The 16,586-nt window shown below is 68.4% G+C and carries 14 protein-coding genes; 8 read left to right on the top strand and 6 right to left on the bottom strand.

The window, feature by feature from the left end; translation table 11 throughout:
- Positions 1 to 8: 8 nt before the first annotated feature.
- Positions 9 to 587 carry a nucleosidase gene (locus tag Q4F73_RS04115; protein WP_303358087.1) on the top strand — a complete coding sequence of 193 codons (579 nt, stop codon included), beginning with the start codon at positions 9 to 11 and terminating at the stop codon, positions 585 to 587.
- 40 nt (positions 588 to 627) lie between these two features.
- Here Q4F73_RS04115 and Q4F73_RS12500 read toward each other — a convergent pair whose 3' ends face one another.
- Genes Q4F73_RS12500 through Q4F73_RS04105 form a run of 3 tightly spaced genes read right to left on the bottom strand, consistent with a single transcriptional unit; the run spans position 628 to position 5,473 of the window.
- Positions 628 to 717 (bottom strand): FAD-dependent monooxygenase, encoded by a 90-nt coding sequence (locus tag Q4F73_RS12500; RefSeq protein WP_368660511.1) that lies wholly within the window; start codon positions 715 to 717, stop codon positions 628 to 630.
- Between the two features lie 21 nt (positions 718 to 738).
- Positions 739 to 2,172 carry an AI-2E family transporter gene (locus Q4F73_RS04110; protein WP_303358086.1) on the bottom strand — a complete coding sequence of 478 codons (1,434 nt, stop codon included), beginning with the start codon at positions 2,170 to 2,172 and terminating at the stop codon, positions 739 to 741.
- A 34-nt stretch (positions 2,173 to 2,206) separates the two neighbouring features.
- A complete protein-coding gene (locus tag Q4F73_RS04105; RefSeq protein WP_303358085.1) occupies positions 2,207 to 5,473 on the bottom strand; it encodes a bifunctional proline dehydrogenase/L-glutamate gamma-semialdehyde dehydrogenase in 3,267 nt (1,088 codons plus the stop codon).
- Positions 5,474 to 5,828: 355 nt separating this feature from the next.
- Here Q4F73_RS04105 and Q4F73_RS04100 point away from each other — a divergent pair, with 355 nt between their 5' ends.
- From Q4F73_RS04100 to Q4F73_RS04075, 6 genes are all read left to right on the top strand, one after another.
- Positions 5,829 to 6,896 (top strand): DUF4272 domain-containing protein, encoded by a 1,068-nt coding sequence (locus Q4F73_RS04100; RefSeq protein ID WP_303358084.1) that lies wholly within the window; start codon positions 5,829 to 5,831, stop codon positions 6,894 to 6,896.
- A 176-nt stretch (positions 6,897 to 7,072) separates the two neighbouring features.
- On the top strand, positions 7,073 to 8,953 hold the full coding sequence (gene dnaK, locus Q4F73_RS04095; RefSeq protein ID WP_303358083.1) for a molecular chaperone DnaK: 1,881 nt from the start codon (positions 7,073 to 7,075) through the stop codon (positions 8,951 to 8,953).
- Positions 8,953 to 9,672, top strand: a complete 720-nt coding sequence (gene grpE, locus Q4F73_RS04090; protein WP_303358082.1) for a nucleotide exchange factor GrpE — start codon at positions 8,953 to 8,955, stop codon at positions 9,670 to 9,672. The genes dnaK and grpE overlap by 1 nt, the downstream gene beginning before the upstream one ends.
- A gap of 144 nt (positions 9,673 to 9,816) precedes the next feature.
- Entirely contained in the window at positions 9,817 to 11,010 is a 1,194-nt protein-coding gene (dnaJ, locus tag Q4F73_RS04085) for a molecular chaperone DnaJ (RefSeq protein WP_303358081.1), read from the top strand.
- Positions 11,011 to 11,033: 23 nt separating this feature from the next.
- Entirely contained in the window at positions 11,034 to 11,465 is a 432-nt protein-coding gene (locus Q4F73_RS04080) for a heat shock protein transcriptional repressor HspR (RefSeq protein WP_303358080.1), read from the top strand.
- A 142-nt stretch (positions 11,466 to 11,607) separates the two neighbouring features.
- Complete coding sequence (locus Q4F73_RS04075; RefSeq protein WP_303358079.1) at positions 11,608 to 13,128, top strand: aldehyde dehydrogenase family protein; 1,521 nt, start codon at positions 11,608 to 11,610, stop codon at positions 13,126 to 13,128.
- Here Q4F73_RS04075 and Q4F73_RS04070 read toward each other — a convergent pair.
- Both Q4F73_RS04070 and Q4F73_RS04065 read right to left on the bottom strand, forming a co-directional pair.
- Positions 13,098 to 14,276 (bottom strand): alpha/beta hydrolase, encoded by a 1,179-nt coding sequence (locus tag Q4F73_RS04070; RefSeq protein WP_303358100.1) that lies wholly within the window; start codon positions 14,274 to 14,276, stop codon positions 13,098 to 13,100. The two genes, Q4F73_RS04075 and Q4F73_RS04070, sit on opposite strands and share 31 nt — an antisense overlap.
- Positions 14,276 to 14,515, bottom strand: a complete 240-nt coding sequence (locus tag Q4F73_RS04065; RefSeq protein WP_303358078.1) for a hypothetical protein — start codon at positions 14,513 to 14,515, stop codon at positions 14,276 to 14,278. Before Q4F73_RS04065 ends, Q4F73_RS04070 begins: the two co-directional genes overlap by 1 nt.
- 91 nt (positions 14,516 to 14,606) lie before the next feature.
- Here Q4F73_RS04065 and Q4F73_RS04060 point away from each other — a divergent pair, with 91 nt between their 5' ends.
- Positions 14,607 to 15,410 carry a carbon-nitrogen hydrolase family protein gene (locus tag Q4F73_RS04060; protein ID WP_303358077.1) on the top strand — a complete coding sequence of 268 codons (804 nt, stop codon included), beginning with the start codon at positions 14,607 to 14,609 and terminating at the stop codon, positions 15,408 to 15,410.
- On the opposite strand, the gene Q4F73_RS04055 is transcribed toward Q4F73_RS04060, so the two are convergent.
- Positions 15,396 to 16,562: an FAD-binding oxidoreductase gene (locus Q4F73_RS04055; RefSeq protein ID WP_303358076.1), complete on the bottom strand. Its 1,167-nt coding sequence runs from the start codon at positions 16,560 to 16,562 to the stop codon at positions 15,396 to 15,398. The two genes, Q4F73_RS04060 and Q4F73_RS04055, sit on opposite strands and share 15 nt — an antisense overlap.
- Positions 16,563 to 16,586: the final 24 nt, after the last annotated feature.

Raw genomic sequence — 16,586 nt, 5'->3', positions numbered from 1 at the left:
TCGCGCGCATGACTGTTCTCTTTGTCGCCGCCGTGTCCGAGGAAGCCGCCCATCTGCCGGAGGGGGCGGATCTGCTGGTGACGGGTATCGGCACCCTGCCGGCCGCCATCACCCTGACGGAGGAGCTGTGCGCGCGCCGGGCGAACGGCACGTTGCCGGAGCGCATCATCAACGTGGGCACCTGCGGGGCGCTGCGCGATGAGATCCCCAGCGGCGTCTACGAGATCGATCGCGTGCACAAGCATGACTTCCATGTGGAGTTCACCTCCGACATCGCCTTCGACGCCTTCCCCCGCGTGATCACCCCGCCCACCACCGGTCTGTTCCCCACCGGGCAATTGGCCACGGGGGACACGTTCGTGGAGAACTCGGTCACCCGCGAGCGCATCGCGCAGGTCGCCGGGCTGGTCGACATGGAGGGTTACGCCCTGGCGGCTGTCGCCCACCGCTTCGACGTCCCCATCACCCTGCTCAAGCAGATCAGCGACCGCGCCGACGAGGAGACCGCCCCCGAGTGGGCCGACGCCGTGGAGGGGAGTGCGGTCAAGCTCGCAGATGCCGTCGAGCGGCTGCTTGCTGCTCTGTGACCCAGGGCCGCAGGCGCTTTTCGACCTCGTAGCCCATGACCTAACCGGTGCTCGCCTCCACGAGACGGACGTGCCAACCGAAACGGCGCAGGACCAGCGCGGCGGTGAGGCCGGCGGGTCCTGCGCCGATGACGAGCGCGCGCAGTGCGCCCTAGGACGGATCGGAGAAGTTGACCATCCGCCAGCGCGGCTTGTCCTTCTTCGTGTCCTCCCCGTCGGTGTCCCCTTCGACGTCCTCCGTCACGGGGTCGACGTCGGAACCCTTGCGGCGCCCGAGTGTCGGCGTCATGGTGACCAGGCGCTCGCGCACGGCGGTGAACGCCTCCCAGGAGGTGAGGTTGGAGCCCTTGGCGGTGGCGATCTCGATGTCGTCGATGGTGATCTCACCGGCGCGCAGGGCGACGAGCTCGGAGTGGTAGCGGAACCACACGGCGGCCACCGCGGCGATCGGCACGGCGAGGAAGGCGCCGATGATGCCGAAGAGGGTGGAACCGAGGGTCACCGAGAGCAGCACCACGGCGGCGTGGAGGTTCATGGCCTTGGACTGCAGGACCGGCTGGAGGATGTTGCCCTCGATCTGCTGGACGGCGATGATGAGCAGCAGGACCAGCAGGGCATTGGTCACGCCGTTGCTCACCAGGGCGATGATGACGGCCAGGGCGCCGGCGGTGAAGGCACCGACGATGGGGATGAAGCCGGCGAAGAAGGTGATCACGGCCAGGACGAACGCCAGGGGAACGCCGAGGAGGACGAGGCCGATGCCGATGAAGACGGCGTCGACAAGCGAGACGATCGCCTGCGTGCGGATGAATCCGGCCAGGGTGTTCCAGGAACGCGTCATCACCTCGGTGAGGTGCCAGCCGGCGTTGGAGCCGGTGAAGCCGCGCATCCACGGCAGGAAGCGGTCGCCGTCCTTGAGGAAGAAGAACGTGAGGACGAGCATCACGACGATGGTGACGGCGATCGACGTCGCCGCGCCCAGGCCGGTGAACACGCCGGAGGCGATTTGCGAGGAACGTTCCTGCAGGAAGCCGGTGATGTCGTCGAGGACCTGGTCGAACTGGGTCGTGTCGATGTTCAGCGGCGGGCCCTGGACCCAGTCGGAGAGCTGGGTGAGCCCGTCCTGCGCCTGCCTGACCAGCGCCGCGCCCTGATCCCGGACGATGGGGGCCATGGCGGCGAAGATGCCGCCGAAGATGGAGAAGAAGCCGATCAACGTGACCACCGTGGCCAGTGCCGCCGGGAACTTCAGCCGGTCACGCAGGAACTTCACCGCCGGCCACAGGACGGTGCACACCAGCAGGGCCAGCAGGATCGGCAGGAGGCCGGCCCACACGAAGCCGAGGATCCTGCCCAGGATGAACGCTGCCGCCACGAAGATGATGAAGCGCAGCGCCCATCCGGCGGCCCAGCGACCGTCGCGGCCGATGAAGACCGCGCGGTCGGTGACGTCCGGGGCGTCGTTGGGGGAGTTGGCGTCGCGGGGTTCGTCGGAGAGTTCGGCGTAGTCCGAGACCATCTCGGTCAGGTCGCGGGGGTCGGTGCCGTCGGGTCCGGGTTTCTGGGGATCAATAGGTGTGCTCATCAGAACTTCATTGTGCCTCAAAAACCCCGGGTTATCACTGCCGGATGCTGCCTACTTTCCGCAGGACGCCGAATCGGTGCAACGTCACCGTCAGGGCCTGCTCGAGAAGGAAGGGGAGGAGCTCGCGTCGGCCGTCGGCAAGCACGGGTCCGTCGAGGATGACGGCACCAACCTCAGCGGCCTTCTCGTACATCTCCGCAGGTACCTCTCCGAGGGCCCGGATGCGTCCACCGGGGCGGTAGACGATCTCCTCGCTTATCAGCACGCCGGCCCGTTCCGCCGCCAGCTTCAGCCGCCACAGATCGCGCTCCGCGGCGCCCTCACCGACATAGACCGGCAGCGGGTCCAGCAGCGGCCGGTAGCGGAAGATGTTGGCCTCGGAGGCCAGGCCCGTGAGGTCGTGCTCGCGGGAGAACTCCTCGCGCCAGGCCAGCTCGTCGAGCTCGGCGGCGCGGCGCAGCCAGGGGTCGGCGGGGGCGTCGGCAAGCAGCTTCTCGACGCCCGCCTCCAGCTGCACCTGGCCATGATCGAGGTCGCCGTCCGTCCACGTGCCCAGCTGGGCGACGTAGTTCGGGCCACCGGCCTTCGCGCCGGAACCGATGACGGAGTTCTTCCAGCCGCCGAAGGGCTGGCGCTGGACGATCGCGCCGGTGATGCCGCGGTTGACGTAGGCGTTGCCGACCTCGACGTGCTCGGTCCAGTAGTCGATCTCCGCGTCGTCGAGGGAGTGCAGGCCGCCGGTCAGGCCGAAGCCGGTGCCGTTCTGCCACTCGACGGCCTCCTCCAGGGAGGAGGCGTACATGATGCCCATGACCGGGCCGAAGCACTCGGTGGTGTGGAACCAGGAGCCGGGGCGGACGTTGTCGCGGATGCCCGGGGACCAGAACTTCCCCTCCTCGTCGAGCTGCTGGGGCTGGAGCAGCCAGGACTCCCCGGCCTCGAGCTGGGTCAGACCGCGCTCGAGCTTCTCGCCGGGCGCTTCGATGAGGCCGTTCATGGTGGTGGAGATGTCGGTGCCGGGGCCGACGCGGAGGGTGGAGACGGCGTCGACGAGCTGCTCGCGGATGCGCCGCGATTCGCCGGCCTGGCCGACGAGGATGACCAGCGAGCTGGCGGAACACTTCTGGCCGGAGTGGCCGAAGGCGGAGTGGTAGATGTCGGCGACCGCCAGATCCGGGTCCGCGGCCGGGGTGACGATGATGGCATTCTTGCCCGAGGTCTCCGCGCTGATGGACATCCGCGGGTTCCACGAGCGGAACAGCTCCGCGGTCTCCGAGGCGCCGGTGAGGATGACGTGGTCGACGTCCTCGTGGGAGATGAGGCGTTGCCCGGCATCCCCTTCGTCGGCGCGGATGAACTGCACGAGGTCGGTGTCGATGCCGTGCCGCTGCAGGCCGCGGTGCACCGCCTGCACCATGACCTCGGCGCAGCCCACCGTCTGCGGGGCCGGCTTGATGATCACGGCAGAGCCCGCCGCCAGCGCCGCGGTGACACCACCGGTGGGGATGGCCACGGGGAAGTTCCACGGCGGCACCACCACGGTCAGGGCGTGGGGGGTGAAGGTCGAGCGGGCGCGGTCGAGGTTGCGGGCCTGCTCACCGTAGTAGGCGGCGAAGTCGATGGCCTCGGAGATCTCCGGATCAGACTGGTCGACGGTCTTGCCGGCCTCGTGCGCCATGACGGAGATGAGCTCGCCACGTGCCTTCGCCAGTTCATCGGCGATGGACTCCAGGACCTCGGCGCGCTCGTGGCCGCTTCTCGACGCCCACTGCGCCCCCAGCTCACGCCCCCGCGCTACGGCGGCGTCAACGGCGGCGGGGTCGGTGACCTCCTCCGCGGCGATGACGTGGGGCTCGGCGGCGAGGCGCTCGAGGGCCCACTGCCGGTTGGCGCGCAGGGCCGGATCGGTGTCGGGTTCGTTGGCGAAACGGCCCTCGACCGTGCGGCCGGTCTCGGTGAGACGGTTCTGGGTGCGGCGGGGATCGGTGGAGGAGGGGTGGCGGGCGGCGTCGATAAGCGCCTGCTCCTGGGCACTCATCCCGTCACCCGGGGCGAAGAGCGCGTGGAGGAAGTTCTCCTCCGCGGCGTTCTCCTCGAGGCGGCGGACGAGGTAGGAGACGGCGACGTCGAAATCCTCGCGGTGCACGACCGGGGTGTAGAGGATCATTCGGCCGACGACATCGCGCACCGCCTGCTGCTGCGCCGGGGCCATGCCCTGCAGCATCTCGGCGTCGATCTGCTCGGTGACCCCGCGGGCGGTGGCCAGCTCCCAGGCCAGGGCCACGGAGTAGAGGTTGTGGCTGGCCACGCCGATGCGCACGTACGGGGCGTGCTCCGGGGTGAGGATGTAGTCGAGGAGACGGATGTAGTTCGCGTCCACGTCGTGCTTGGTGGCGTAGGGCGCCTGGGCCCAGCCGTGGCTTTCGGCCTCGACCTTCTCCATCGACAGGTTCGCCCCCTTGACCAGGCGGATCTTGATGGGGGAGGGACGGTTGCGGGCCCACTCGGCCAACTCGACGAGGGCGTCGTAACTGTCGGGGAGGTAGGCCTGCAGGACGATGCCGGCCTCGAGGTCGCGGAACTCGTCGTCGTCGAGAAGCTCGGTGAACAGGCGGATGGTCAGGCGCAGATCCTTGTACTCCTCCATGTCCAGGTTGATGAAGGTGCCGGATTCCTGCGCCGCGCGGTACATCGGGCGCAGCTGCTCCTTGAGGCGGACGAGGTTGCCCTCCAGGTCCCAGGGGTTGAGCTGGGCGACGAGGCTGGAGGCCTTCACCGAGACGTAGGTGACCTTGGGGTTGGTGATCAGCGCCAGGGTGCGCTCGGCGCGGCGGGCGGCCTCCTCATCGCCGAGGACGGCCTCGCCGAGGAGGTTGAGGTTGAGCTGGGTGCCGTCCTCGGCGGCGGTGTCGAGGAGCTTGTCCAGCGCCTTGCCGTCGGCGTCGAGGACGAGGTGGCCGACCATCTGACGCAGGCGGGCGCGGGCCACCGGCATGACGATGTGCGGCAGCTTCGGGCCGACGATCCCGCCGAGCCGCAGAGCCGTCTGGTTGAGGCGGCCGAGGAAATCGGGGGCGCCGTCGAGCGTCCGCAGGGCGTTGGCGGCGGTGCGGTTGTCCTCCGGGCGGGCCACGCGGTCGACGAAGTCCATGGTGAAGGAGACACCGGCCGGATCGCGGACCAGGTCGGCGAGGCGCTCGGTGGCCGAGGAGCCGTCGGTGTCGGAGGTGGCGGCGAGCCACTCGCGGGCGCGGGAGACGGCGGGGTCGAGCACCTGCTCGACGGAGGCATGCTGAGACATGGGGTTCCCTTTCTGGGAGGAGGACGTGGGTGAGTGCGGTCGTGTCTCAGCAGGCGACCGGTGGGCGATCACTGACGTGGCGGGTGCGGGTGAACGAGGGATTCACTGGCGGGCCCTTTCTCCTCGGTCCGGACGCGGGGGGTGATGCGCCGGACATGCTGCCCGCACTGTGATGCGGGTTACTGCGGTTGCCAGCCAGTATAGGGGCGGGGGTGGACATGGCGGACGGGTCATTCCCCAGCGGCGTAGGCATGTCCTCCGCTGGGTCTGCGGCGGGGGCGTTTTCCCAGGTCGCGAATGGGGGTGTCACGCGACCGTGCTGCCGGGAGGGCGGACCTCTGGTTGCATGGGGGCCATGGATGTCCTCGTCTACTCCACTGTGTCGGAGCCGGTGTCGGAGCTGGAGCCGGTGTCGGCCGAGGTGTTCACCCACCCACGGGATGTGGCGGTGTTCATCGAGGCGGCGTTGGTGGATCTGGCCGAGGCGGGACTGCAGATCACGGGACCGGACGTCACCCGCGTACACCCCCTGGCGCGGCACATCTCCCGCTCGCAGGTCATCTACCGTTTCACCCGTGATGACGGATACACCGCCCGGCATCTCGTGGAGTTCGCTGACTGGGGCCGCTACTGCGTGTTCCGGGTGGGTAACGGGCCCTTCCGCAATCTGGACGGGGAGAATCTCGCCGCGCCGGGGCAGGGCGTGAAGGTGCCGGTGCATCTCGATGCTTATCGACGACGCCAGAAGAACCTGCGCACACTACGTCAGGCGGGGCTGGAGCTCGATGAGCAGATCCCCGTCATCCCGGCCGAGGCGGAGGTGCGCCTGCGCGACCACGCGGAGGTGGTCTACCGCCTGGCCGCTCTCTCGCTGGTGGTGGACGCGGCCCGGCACGTGCGCCACGGTTCGGTGCCGCCGGCCGATGACCAGGTGGCTGCGCAGGAGTGGGTGGATGCGTCGATGACGGTGCGGGAGCGGGGCTTTCTGGCCGATGTCGGTGCCGCACGGGCGGCCGCCTTCGACGACGGGCGGGTGGTGGTTCCTGCCGGACTGCGGTCGGAAGCGGAACTGCTGCTGCGCGCGGAATGGGCGGTGGAGGCCCTGGCCTGGGCCGCTCAGTTGCGGGATCTGCCGCCGCAGCGGCTGCGAGCCTGGGACTTCGATGCCCGGGTGTGGGCGACCGCGGAGCCGGCCCCGGGGGCCGAGGACTCGCCCGCCGCCCTCCTGATGTCTTCGGCTAGGTTGCGCGGGGTGAGGCAGTTGCTCGAGGCCTTCGATCTGGTGCACATCCTCCACCACGGCCGTGACTGCGCCGACCGTCACACCGCACGCATCGCGCTCATTGCGGAGCAGTGGACGAAGGCTCTGGCCTGGATCCTCGCGCCCACCTCGGCCTGGGGCGAGGCGGAAAGGCTGCTCTGACCTGCGGGAAAAAGAAAGTTGAGCGGATCGGGAACAACTTTGGGTGGTGCCCCGTTGTAAGGGATGTCAGGTTGAGTGCGGCAGGCTCAAGTGGTCTGGTACGTTGGTCTCCAGAAGTTGAGCCGATGGCAGTCAACCTCAGAAACATCCCGAACAAACAGGAGGAAACACAGAAAATGGGACGCGCAGTAGGAATTGACCTCGGTACCACCAACTCGGTGGTCTCCGTGCTCGAAGGTGGCGAGGCCACCGTTATCGCCAACTCCGAGGGCTCGCGGACGACCCCGTCCGTCGTCGCCTTCGCCAAGAACGGCGAGGTCCTCGTCGGTCAGCCGGCCAAGAACCAGGCCGTGACCAACGTCGACCGCACCATCCGCTCCGTCAAGCGCCACATCGGCTCTGACTGGTCCGTCGAGATCGACGACAAGAAGTACACCGCGCAGGAGATCTCCGCCCGCACCCTCATGAAGCTCAAGCGTGACGCCGAGGCTTACCTGGGTGAGGACATCACCGACGCCGTGATCACCGTCCCGGCCTACTTCGAGGACGCTCAGCGTCAGGCCACCAAGGAGGCCGGCCAGATCGCAGGCCTCAACGTCCTGCGTATCGTCAACGAGCCCACCGCCGCTGCTCTGGCCTACGGCCTGGAGAAGGGCGACAAGGAGCAGACCATCCTGGTCTTCGACCTCGGTGGCGGTACCTTCGACGTCTCCCTGCTCGAGATCGGCGACGGTGTCGTCGAGGTCCGTGCGACCGCCGGTGACAACCAGCTCGGTGGTGACGACTGGGATCAGCGCATCGTCGACTGGCTCGTCGAGAAGTTCCAGTCCTCCAACGGCATTGACCTGACCAAGGACAAGATGGCCCTGCAGCGTCTGCGCGAGGCCGCCGAGAAGGCCAAGATCGAGCTGTCCTCCTCCCAGCAGGCCAACATCAACCTGCCCTACATCACCGTTGACGGCGACAAGAACCCGCTGTTCCTCGACGAGACCCTGTCCCGCACCGAGTTCCAGCGCATCACCCAGGACCTCCTGGACCGCACCAAGGAGCCGTTCAACCAGGTGGTCAAGGACTCCGGTATGTCCATCTCCGAGGTCGACCACGTCGTCCTCGTCGGTGGCTCCACCCGTATGCCGGCCGTGACCGAGCTGGTCAAGGAGCTCACCGGTGGCCGCGAGCCGAACAAGGGCGTCAACCCGGACGAGGTCGTCGCCGTCGGCGCCGCCCTGCAGGCCGGCGTTCTGCGCGGTGAGGTCAAGGACGTGCTGCTTCTCGACGTCACCCCGCTCTCCCTCGGCATCGAGACCAAGGGTGGCGTGATGACCAAGCTCATCGAGCGCAACACGACCATCCCGACGAAGCGGTCGGAGACCTTCACCACGGCCGACGACAACCAGCCGTCGGTGCAGATCCAGGTGTTCCAGGGCGAGCGCGAGATGGCGGCGCAGAACAAGCTGCTCGGCTCGTTCGAGCTCGCCGGCATCGCCCCGGCGCCGCGCGGCGTGCCGCAGATCGAGGTCACCTTCGACATCGACGCCAACGGCATCGTCCACGTCACCGCCAAGGACAAGGGCACCGGCAAGGAGAACACGATCAAGATCCAGGACGGCTCCGGCCTGTCCCAGGAGGAGATCGACCGCATGATCAAGGATGCGGAACTCCACGCCGAGGACGACAAGAAGCGCCGCGAGGAGCAGGAGACCCGCAACAACGCGGAGTCCATGGTCTACCAGACCCGCAAGTTCGTCGAAGAGAACTCCGACAAGGTCTCCGAGGACATCAAGACCAAGGTCGAGGATGCCGCGAAGGAGGTCGAGGAGGCACTCAAGGGCGAGGACCTGGAGGCCATCAAGACCGCCGTCGAGAAGCTGTCCACCGAGTCCCAGGAGATGGGCAAGGCCATCTACGAGGCCGAGGCCAACGCCGGTGCCACCCAGGCACAGGCCGGTGACGCCGAGGCCGCTGACGACAACGTCGTCGACGCCGAGGTCGTCGAGGATGAGGCCACCGACGCCGACGCCGCCACCGACACCGACACCGGTGAGGAGAAGAAGTAGTGACGCACCCCAACCAGATGCCCGACAACCCGGGCGATCCTGAGCACACCGACCCGGAGGCCACCTCGGCCGACCGCGCCGAGGCCGCCGCCGAGGAGGCTGCACGCACCCAGGACGAGGACCCGGGCGCGACCCTCGACGAGGAGCCCGTCCCTACGGACGCCGGCGCCGAGATCGATCCCGAGATCGACGCGGAACTGGAGGCTGAGATCGAGGAGGCACTCGCCGACATCGATCCCGATGCCGACGGTGACGGTGAGGTCTCCGACGTGGAGGCGCAGCTCGCCGAGCGCACCGAGGACCTGCAGCGCGTGAGCGCGGAGTACGCCAACTACCGGCGGCGTACCGAGCGAGACCGCCAGGGCATCATCGACACCGCCAAGGCGTCGGTGCTGGCCAAGCTGCTGCCCATCCTCGATGACATTGACCTGGCACGCCAGCACGGAGACCTGAAGGAAGGGCCGCTGAAGTCCTTCGCCGACAAGTTCAACGACACCGTGACCGGCCTCAAGCTCATCCCCTTCGGCGACGAGGGAGACCCCTTCGACCCGGAGATCCACGAGGCGGTCCAGGATCTGTCCACCGGTGAGCACAAGGCACTGGGCACCGTCCTGCGCCGCGGCTACCGGGTGGGCGACAAGGTCGTCCGCAACGCGATGGTCATCATCGCCGATCCGGCCGCCCCAGCAGACGCCGAGTCCGCTGAGACCACCGAGTAGCGGGATCCGCTCCCGTACCTGAGCACCGCCGTCCGAGACGCACCTCCAGCCGCCCTCGGGCGGCGGTGCTCCCTTTTTCCACGAACAATCACACATAATTAGTCATAACCACGAACTACTCGTCCCGAAAGGAGGAGATGCCCAGTGACCGTTCAGCGTGAATGGGCAGACAAGAACTACTACGCGGATCTGGGGGTCTCCTCATCCGCATCCGCCGAGGACATCAAGAGGGCCTACCGCAAGCTGGCCCGGGAGAACCATCCCGACAAGAACCCCGGTGACAAGACCGCAGAAGAGCGCTTCAAGAAGGCCGCCGAGGCCTATGACGTCCTCGGCGACGAGGCGAAGCGCAAGGAATACGACCAGCTGAAGGCGATGCTCCGCTCCGGCGGTGGTTTCGGAGGCTTCGGCGGAGGCGGAGGCGCCGGATTTCCCGGCGGGTTTCGGCAGACGCAGGAAGACTTCGACGCCTCCGACATCTTCGGACGAGGATCCGGTGGAGGATTTTCTGCGGACGGCGGTCTGGGCGATATCTTCGGTGGCCTTTTCAACCGCGGCGGCGCTCCTCGCCACGCAGCTCGGCCGACGCGGGGGGCCGACGTCGAAACGGACATCACCCTTGACTTCCGGGAGGCGGCCAAGGGCACGACGATCCCGCTCCAACTGACCGGCGACGCCCCCTGCAACACCTGTCACGGCTCGGGGTCCAAGTCCGGCAAGCTGGAGACCTGCGCCGTGTGCAACGGTTCCGGTTTCACCTCGGAAAACCGTGGTGCCTTCGGATTCAGCGCGCCGTGTACAGGGTGCGACGGCTCCGGACAGTACGTTCCGGATCCGTGCATGACCTGCCACGGTTCGGGCACGGTGCGCCGTACCCGTTCGCTGACGGTCCGCATCCCGGCCGGTGTCATCGACGGTCAGAAGGTCCGCCTCGCCGGGCAGGGAGAGGCCGGCCCGCAGGGCAAGCCCGCGGGCGACCTGTTCGTCACCGTCCATGTGCGGGAGGACGCGGTGTTCACCCGCGACGGCGACGATCTCGAGGTCACGGTCCCGGTGTCCTTCGCCGAACTCGCGCTCGGGGACACCATCACGGTGCCCACCCTCGACGCGCCCGTCCGGGTCAAGGTGCCGGCCGGCACCCCCAACGGCCGGACCCTGCGCGTCCGCGGACGCGGAGTGCCCAAGAGCGGCGACACCGCCGGTGATCTGCTGGTCACCGTCGAAGTCACGGTGCCGAAGAATCTCGACGCCGCCGCCACCAGCGCCCTGCGTGAATACGCACAGGCGGAGAAGAGCTCCGGTTACAACCCGCGCGCCGGGTGGGCCGGGAACAAGTAGCACCGGAAGGAGGTGTACGGACAATGACCATGAGAAAGGACACGTCGTCGACGGACGACCTGGGCGAGGTGTTCGTCATCTCGGTCGCCGCCGAACTCGCCGGCATGCACGCGCAGACGCTGCGCACCTACGACCGCATGGGCCTGGTCACCCCCCAGCGGACCACGGGTGGCGGGCGCCGCTACTCCCGGAAGGACATCATCCTGCTGCGTCGGATCCAGCATCTGAGCCAGGAGGAGGGTGTCAACCTGGCGGGCATCAAGGCGATCATCGAACTCAGTGGGGAAGTGGACCGCCTGCGCGCCGAGGTGGAGGAGCTGCGCGAGCAGCAGGACCAGCTTCCGCGCCGCCGCGGTGAGCTCGTCCACGTTCCGCGCTCCACGGCACTCGTGATGTGGGAGCCTCGCCGCGGACGCCTGCGGCGACATCAGGAACGCCATCAGGATCAGCGTTAGCACCCGTGACACCAGTCCACGTCCGCCCGGGAAACCGGGGGGACGTGGACCTTCGCGTCTGTGATGATATTTCTTCACAAAAGTGGCGCGCGTCACTGTAGGGTGTGGCGTAGACCACGCACCCCTGAGAAAGGACACCATCATGACCGTGTACGCGAACCCCGGGACCGACGGCTCGATCGTCACCTACCGCGAGCGCTACGACAACTTCATCGGCGGCGAGTGGGTCGCGCCCGTCGACGGTGAGTACATGGACAACATCACCCCGGTCACGGGCGAGGTGTTCTGCCAGGTTGCGCGCGGTAAGGAGGCCGACATCGAGCTCGCCCTCGATGCCGCCGAGAAGGCCGCCCCGGCATGGGGGCGTACCTCCCCGGCCGAGCGTGCCCTCGTTCTCCACCGCATCGCCGACCGCATCGAGGAGCACCTCGAGGAGATCGCCGTCGCCGAGACCTGGGACAACGGCAAGGCAGTGCGCGAGACCCTCGCCGCCGACATCCCGCTCGCCGTGGATCACTTCCGTTACTTCGCCGGTGCCACCCGCGCGCAGGAGGGACGCCTGTCCCAGATCGACCACGACACCGTGGCCTACCACTTCAACGAGCCCCTCGGCGTCGTCGGCCAGATCATCCCCTGGAACTTCCCCATCCTCATGGCCACCTGGAAGATCGCCCCCGCGCTGGCGGCCGGTAACACCATCGTCCTCAAGCCGGCGGAGCAGACCCCGGCCTCGCTGCTCTACCTGGTGGAGATCATCCAGGACCTGCTGCCGGAGGGTGTCCTCAACATCGTCAACGGCCTCGGCGAGGAGGCCGGCGTCGCACTGACCAGCTCGGAGCGCATCGCCAAGATCGCGTTCACCGGCTCCACCGCCGTCGGCAAGATCATCAACAAGGCCGCCGCCGAGCGCATCATCCCCGTCACCCTGGAGTTGGGCGGCAAGTCCCCGTCGATCTTCTTCTCCGACGTCATGGCCAAGGACGACGCCTTCCGCGACAAGTGCCTCGAGGGCTTCGCCATGTTCGCCCTCAACCAGGGTGAGATCTGCACCTGCCCCTCCCGCGCACTGGTCCACGAGTCCATCGCCGACGAGTTCCTCGAGCTCGGCGTCGAGCGCGTGAAGAAGATCAAGAAGGGCAACCCGCTGGACACGGAGACCCAGATGGGCGCGCAGGCCTCGCAGGAGCAGATGGACAAGATCTCCGAGTACCTCGAGATCGGCCCGAAGGAGGGTGCGGAGACCCTCACCGGCGGCAGCATCAACAAGATCGAGGGCCTGGACAACGGCTTCTACATCGAGCCGACCGTGTTCAAGGGCACCAACGACATGCGGATCTTCCAGGAGGAGATCTTCGGCCCGGTGCTGTCCGTCGTGACCTTCAAGGACTTCGACGAGGCCATCCAGATCGCCAACGACACCAACTACGGCCTCGGCGCCGGCGTCTGGTCCCGTGACGGCCGCACCGCCTACCGTGCGGGCCGCGAGATCCACGCCGGTCGCGTGTGGGTGAACCAGTACCACAACTACCCGGCGCACGCCGCGTTCGGCGGCTACAAGGAGTCCGGCATCGGCCGTGAGAACCACCTCATGATGCTCGCCCACTACCAGCAGACGAAGAACCTCCTCGTCTCCTACTCGGATGACGCCCTCGGGTTCTTCTGATCCGCTGACTCCGGCTCAGTCCATCCCCTGAGCAGACTCAGCAGCACCGGGTCATCCCAGTAGCTGCCGTGGTCGCCGGAGCGATCTCCCGGCCAGACCCGCGCCCCGAACTCCGGGGATGTCGGGTCTGTGCCGTGCACCCCCCTGACGAGCGTGATGACGTCGGAGGGGTGCGTCATCGCGTGCACCTTCGGGTTATCACCCAGCAGGGTGAGTTCGGCGGCGGTGCCCACGCCCACCCCCGGACTGCCGATGAACACCAGGTGGTCCGCGTAGAGGCCGCCGCTTGCCGACGCCGCCCTCCCCGCCACCAGCGAACCGTAGGAGTAGCCGAGCACCACCCGGCGCTGCCCGGGAAAACGCCGGGTGAGCTCGCGCTGGAAGGCCTGCAGTTCGGCCCCGGCCACCCGCGCCGGCTCATGCGCCAGGGCCTGGCCGACGCCGGCCGGGGCGCGGTAGCCGAGCCACAGCACCGCCGCCCCGCCCGTGGCCTGCGCGATGGTACGGGCCCGGTCGAGATTCACCGGCAGGCCCTGCGGGTCCGAGGACCCGGTGCCCGCCACGATGGTGACCACGGATGCGGCGTTCTCCAGGTCCCCGACGGCCGCCACCAGACGGCCCTCCCCGGCTTCGAGGACCTGCACATCGGCAGGCAGGTCCAGGTGGTGGGTGAGCTGGTTGAGCTCGTGGACAGCCCCCAGGCCCAGGTCCGGGGTGTCCGCCAGGCGGCGGGCGGGTGCGGGGGCCACCGGGGTGCACAGCAGATCGATCTGTCGGGCGCAGACGTGGTCGAGCAGTTCCCCCAGGGAGTGGAGGTCGCGCAACAACAGAGCCACCAACGGGGAGGCGCCGGCGATCTGCCCGGCGAGGAGGACCGCGCGGCGGGCGGCGGCGTCGAGTTCCTCCTGCAGGCGGGCCGTGACGTGCAGGACCTGCGCGGCCCGCAGCATCTGCTCGGGTGGTTCGTGCAGCGGCCGGGCGTGTAGGTGCAGGCGCTCGATGGCCGCTTCGGCCGCCGGTCCGGAAAACCCGGTGCCGGGCAGATCGTCGAAGGCGCGGAGCAGCCAGGAGTGCTGCTCGAGGAGCCACCCGGCGTCGACTCCCAGTAGGTGGGCGGTGTGGCGGAGGGCGGTGGCGTCGAGAAGCATCACCACACAGACCTGTCCACCGCGGCGACCCGCTCGATGAAACGGTGCATGTCGCGGACGTGGTCGAGGAGCGCGGACTCCGCGGTGCGGTGGGCACCCGACCAGGTGGCGGCCGCCCGGTCCAGCGCCGCTGCCGTCCGTGACCCGGGTGGCAGGGTGGGCGTGGCGGGCGACGTCGCGCGCCGCAGGAGGGTGAGGAGGTGATCGGAGGTGGCGGAGGTGAGCTGCAGGTGATTCATGGCGCCAGTCTCCGCGAGCGGGGCCGATGTGCCAAGTGCGCCCGGCCGCCACCTGTGGATAACCCACAGTTATCCACATAGGGTGGGTGCCATGAAGATCGCACTCGTGCAGCTGACCACCGGACCCGATATTGTCGAGAATTTGGCCCACGCCCGGACCAAGCTCGCGGAGGCCGCCGAACAGGGCGCCCGCCTGGTCGTCTTCCCGGAGGCCACCAGCCAGGCCTTCGAATCGGGGCGCCTCGACGAACACGCCGAGGAGCTGGACGGGGAGTTCGCCAGCGGTCTGCGCGACGCCGCCCGTGAGCACGGTGTCACCGTCGTGGCCGGCATGTTCCGCCCGGCGGACACGGTCGAGCGGGACGGCAAGACCCTCCACCGCGTGTTCAACACCGCCCTTATCACCGGACCGGACATCCACCGTGGTTACGACAAGATCCACACGTTCGACGCCTACTCCTACAAAGAGTCCGACACCGTCAAGCCGGGTGAGTCGCTGGTGACCTTCGACGTCGACGGCGTGAGCGTCGGCGTGGCCACCTGCTACGACATCCGCTTCCCGGAGCAGTTCCGGGACCTGGCCCGCGCCGGAGCACAGGTCATCGTCGTGCCCACCAGCTGGATGGACGGCCCCGGGAAGCTCGACCAGTGGCGCATCCTCACCGCCGCCCGCGCCCTCGACTCGACGTCGTGGATCGCCGCCGCCGGTCAGGCCCGCCCCGGCGGGGAGGCGGAAGCCGGTGAGTCCAGCGGACCGACCGGCATCGGGCACTCGTGTGTGGTGGGGCCGATGGGGCGTCGAGAAGCGGAGGCCGGGTACGGGCCGGAGATCATCATCCATGATCTCGACATGGAGCAGGTGGAGAAGGCGCGTGAGGCGCTACCCGTCCTGTGACGGCCAGTTGTCCGAGTTCTCCCAGGCCTCGGCCTGGATGTGCGCCGCCGGAGTGCCCCCCGCAATGAGCTTATCGACGCTCGCGCGCACCTTCCGCGCATCCCCGACCACGAGGACATCGCGGTCCGCCCACGCCCCGTAGGAGGAGACGAGCTCGCCGACCTGACCGGTCTGCTGCACATGCAACCCGTAGGGGGCGCGGGAGGATTCGGTGGCGCCCACCCACCAGGCATCCTTCGCGTGCTCCACGACCGGCACCACCGACAGCCAGTGGCTGACGAGCGCGAGGTTCCACAGCCCCATGAGATCGTAGAGTTCACCGGGGTACTCGGCGGCGACGAACAGATGCACGCGGGGGCGGGTGTCCCACGTGAGCATGTCGAAGAGCAACGCCCGCAGCGGCGCGAGGCCGGTGCCGTGGGCGATCATGAGGACATCGCGCTCGCCCGTGACCTGCAGGGTGCCGCGCGGCTGCCCGAAGAGCCAGTAGTCGCCGGGCTTCGGGGTCGCCAGCAGGTGGGAGATGTCCGAGCCCTCGAGCATGCGGATGTGGAACTCCAGCTGCCCGAAGTCGTTGGCGGGTAGCGCGGGGGAGAACATCCGCCACACCCCGGGAAGATAGGACGTGGTCACGGGCAGGTGCTGGCCGGGACGGTAGTCGATGGGGATGCCCGCCTCGAGCCGCACGACGGAGATGTGGCGGGTACGGCGCTGCACGCCCAGCACCTCCGCCGAGTAGGCCGGGGCCACTCCCTCCTCATCGGCGGACCGGGCGGCGGCTGCCATGACCGAACACACCGTGTCCAGGGCCCGTGACGCAGCATCCGCCTGCGGCACCCCGAGCGAGTGCAGGCCGTGGGACAGCGCGGAGGCGAAGGCCGGGTAGATGTCCGCCGGAAAACCGTGACGCCGGTGATCGCGGCCGAGCTCACGCAACGTCTCCAGGATCTCCGAGGGCACGGCACCGGTGGCGGGGGTGCGCTCGAGGACCCAGGCGCAGGCATCGGCCAGCTCCAGGTGGGTGTGGCGCAGCGAGATGGGGAAGACCTGCCGCGATTCCAGCACCTCCTGGTAGAGGTGTCGCTGGACGGCGTCCCGGAAATCGGCGCTGTGTGCGCGCAGGAGGGTGCCGCTCTCGCTCAGGGTCTGCATGGGATCCATTGTGCCCGCATGCTC

It is taken from the genome of Corynebacterium sp. (genome assembly GCF_030535495.1).
Classification (GTDB): Bacteria; Actinomycetota; Actinomycetes; order Mycobacteriales; family Mycobacteriaceae; genus Corynebacterium.
The sequence above is the reverse complement of the archived record's forward strand: the minus strand, read 5'-3'. Positions and strand labels throughout refer to the sequence as shown.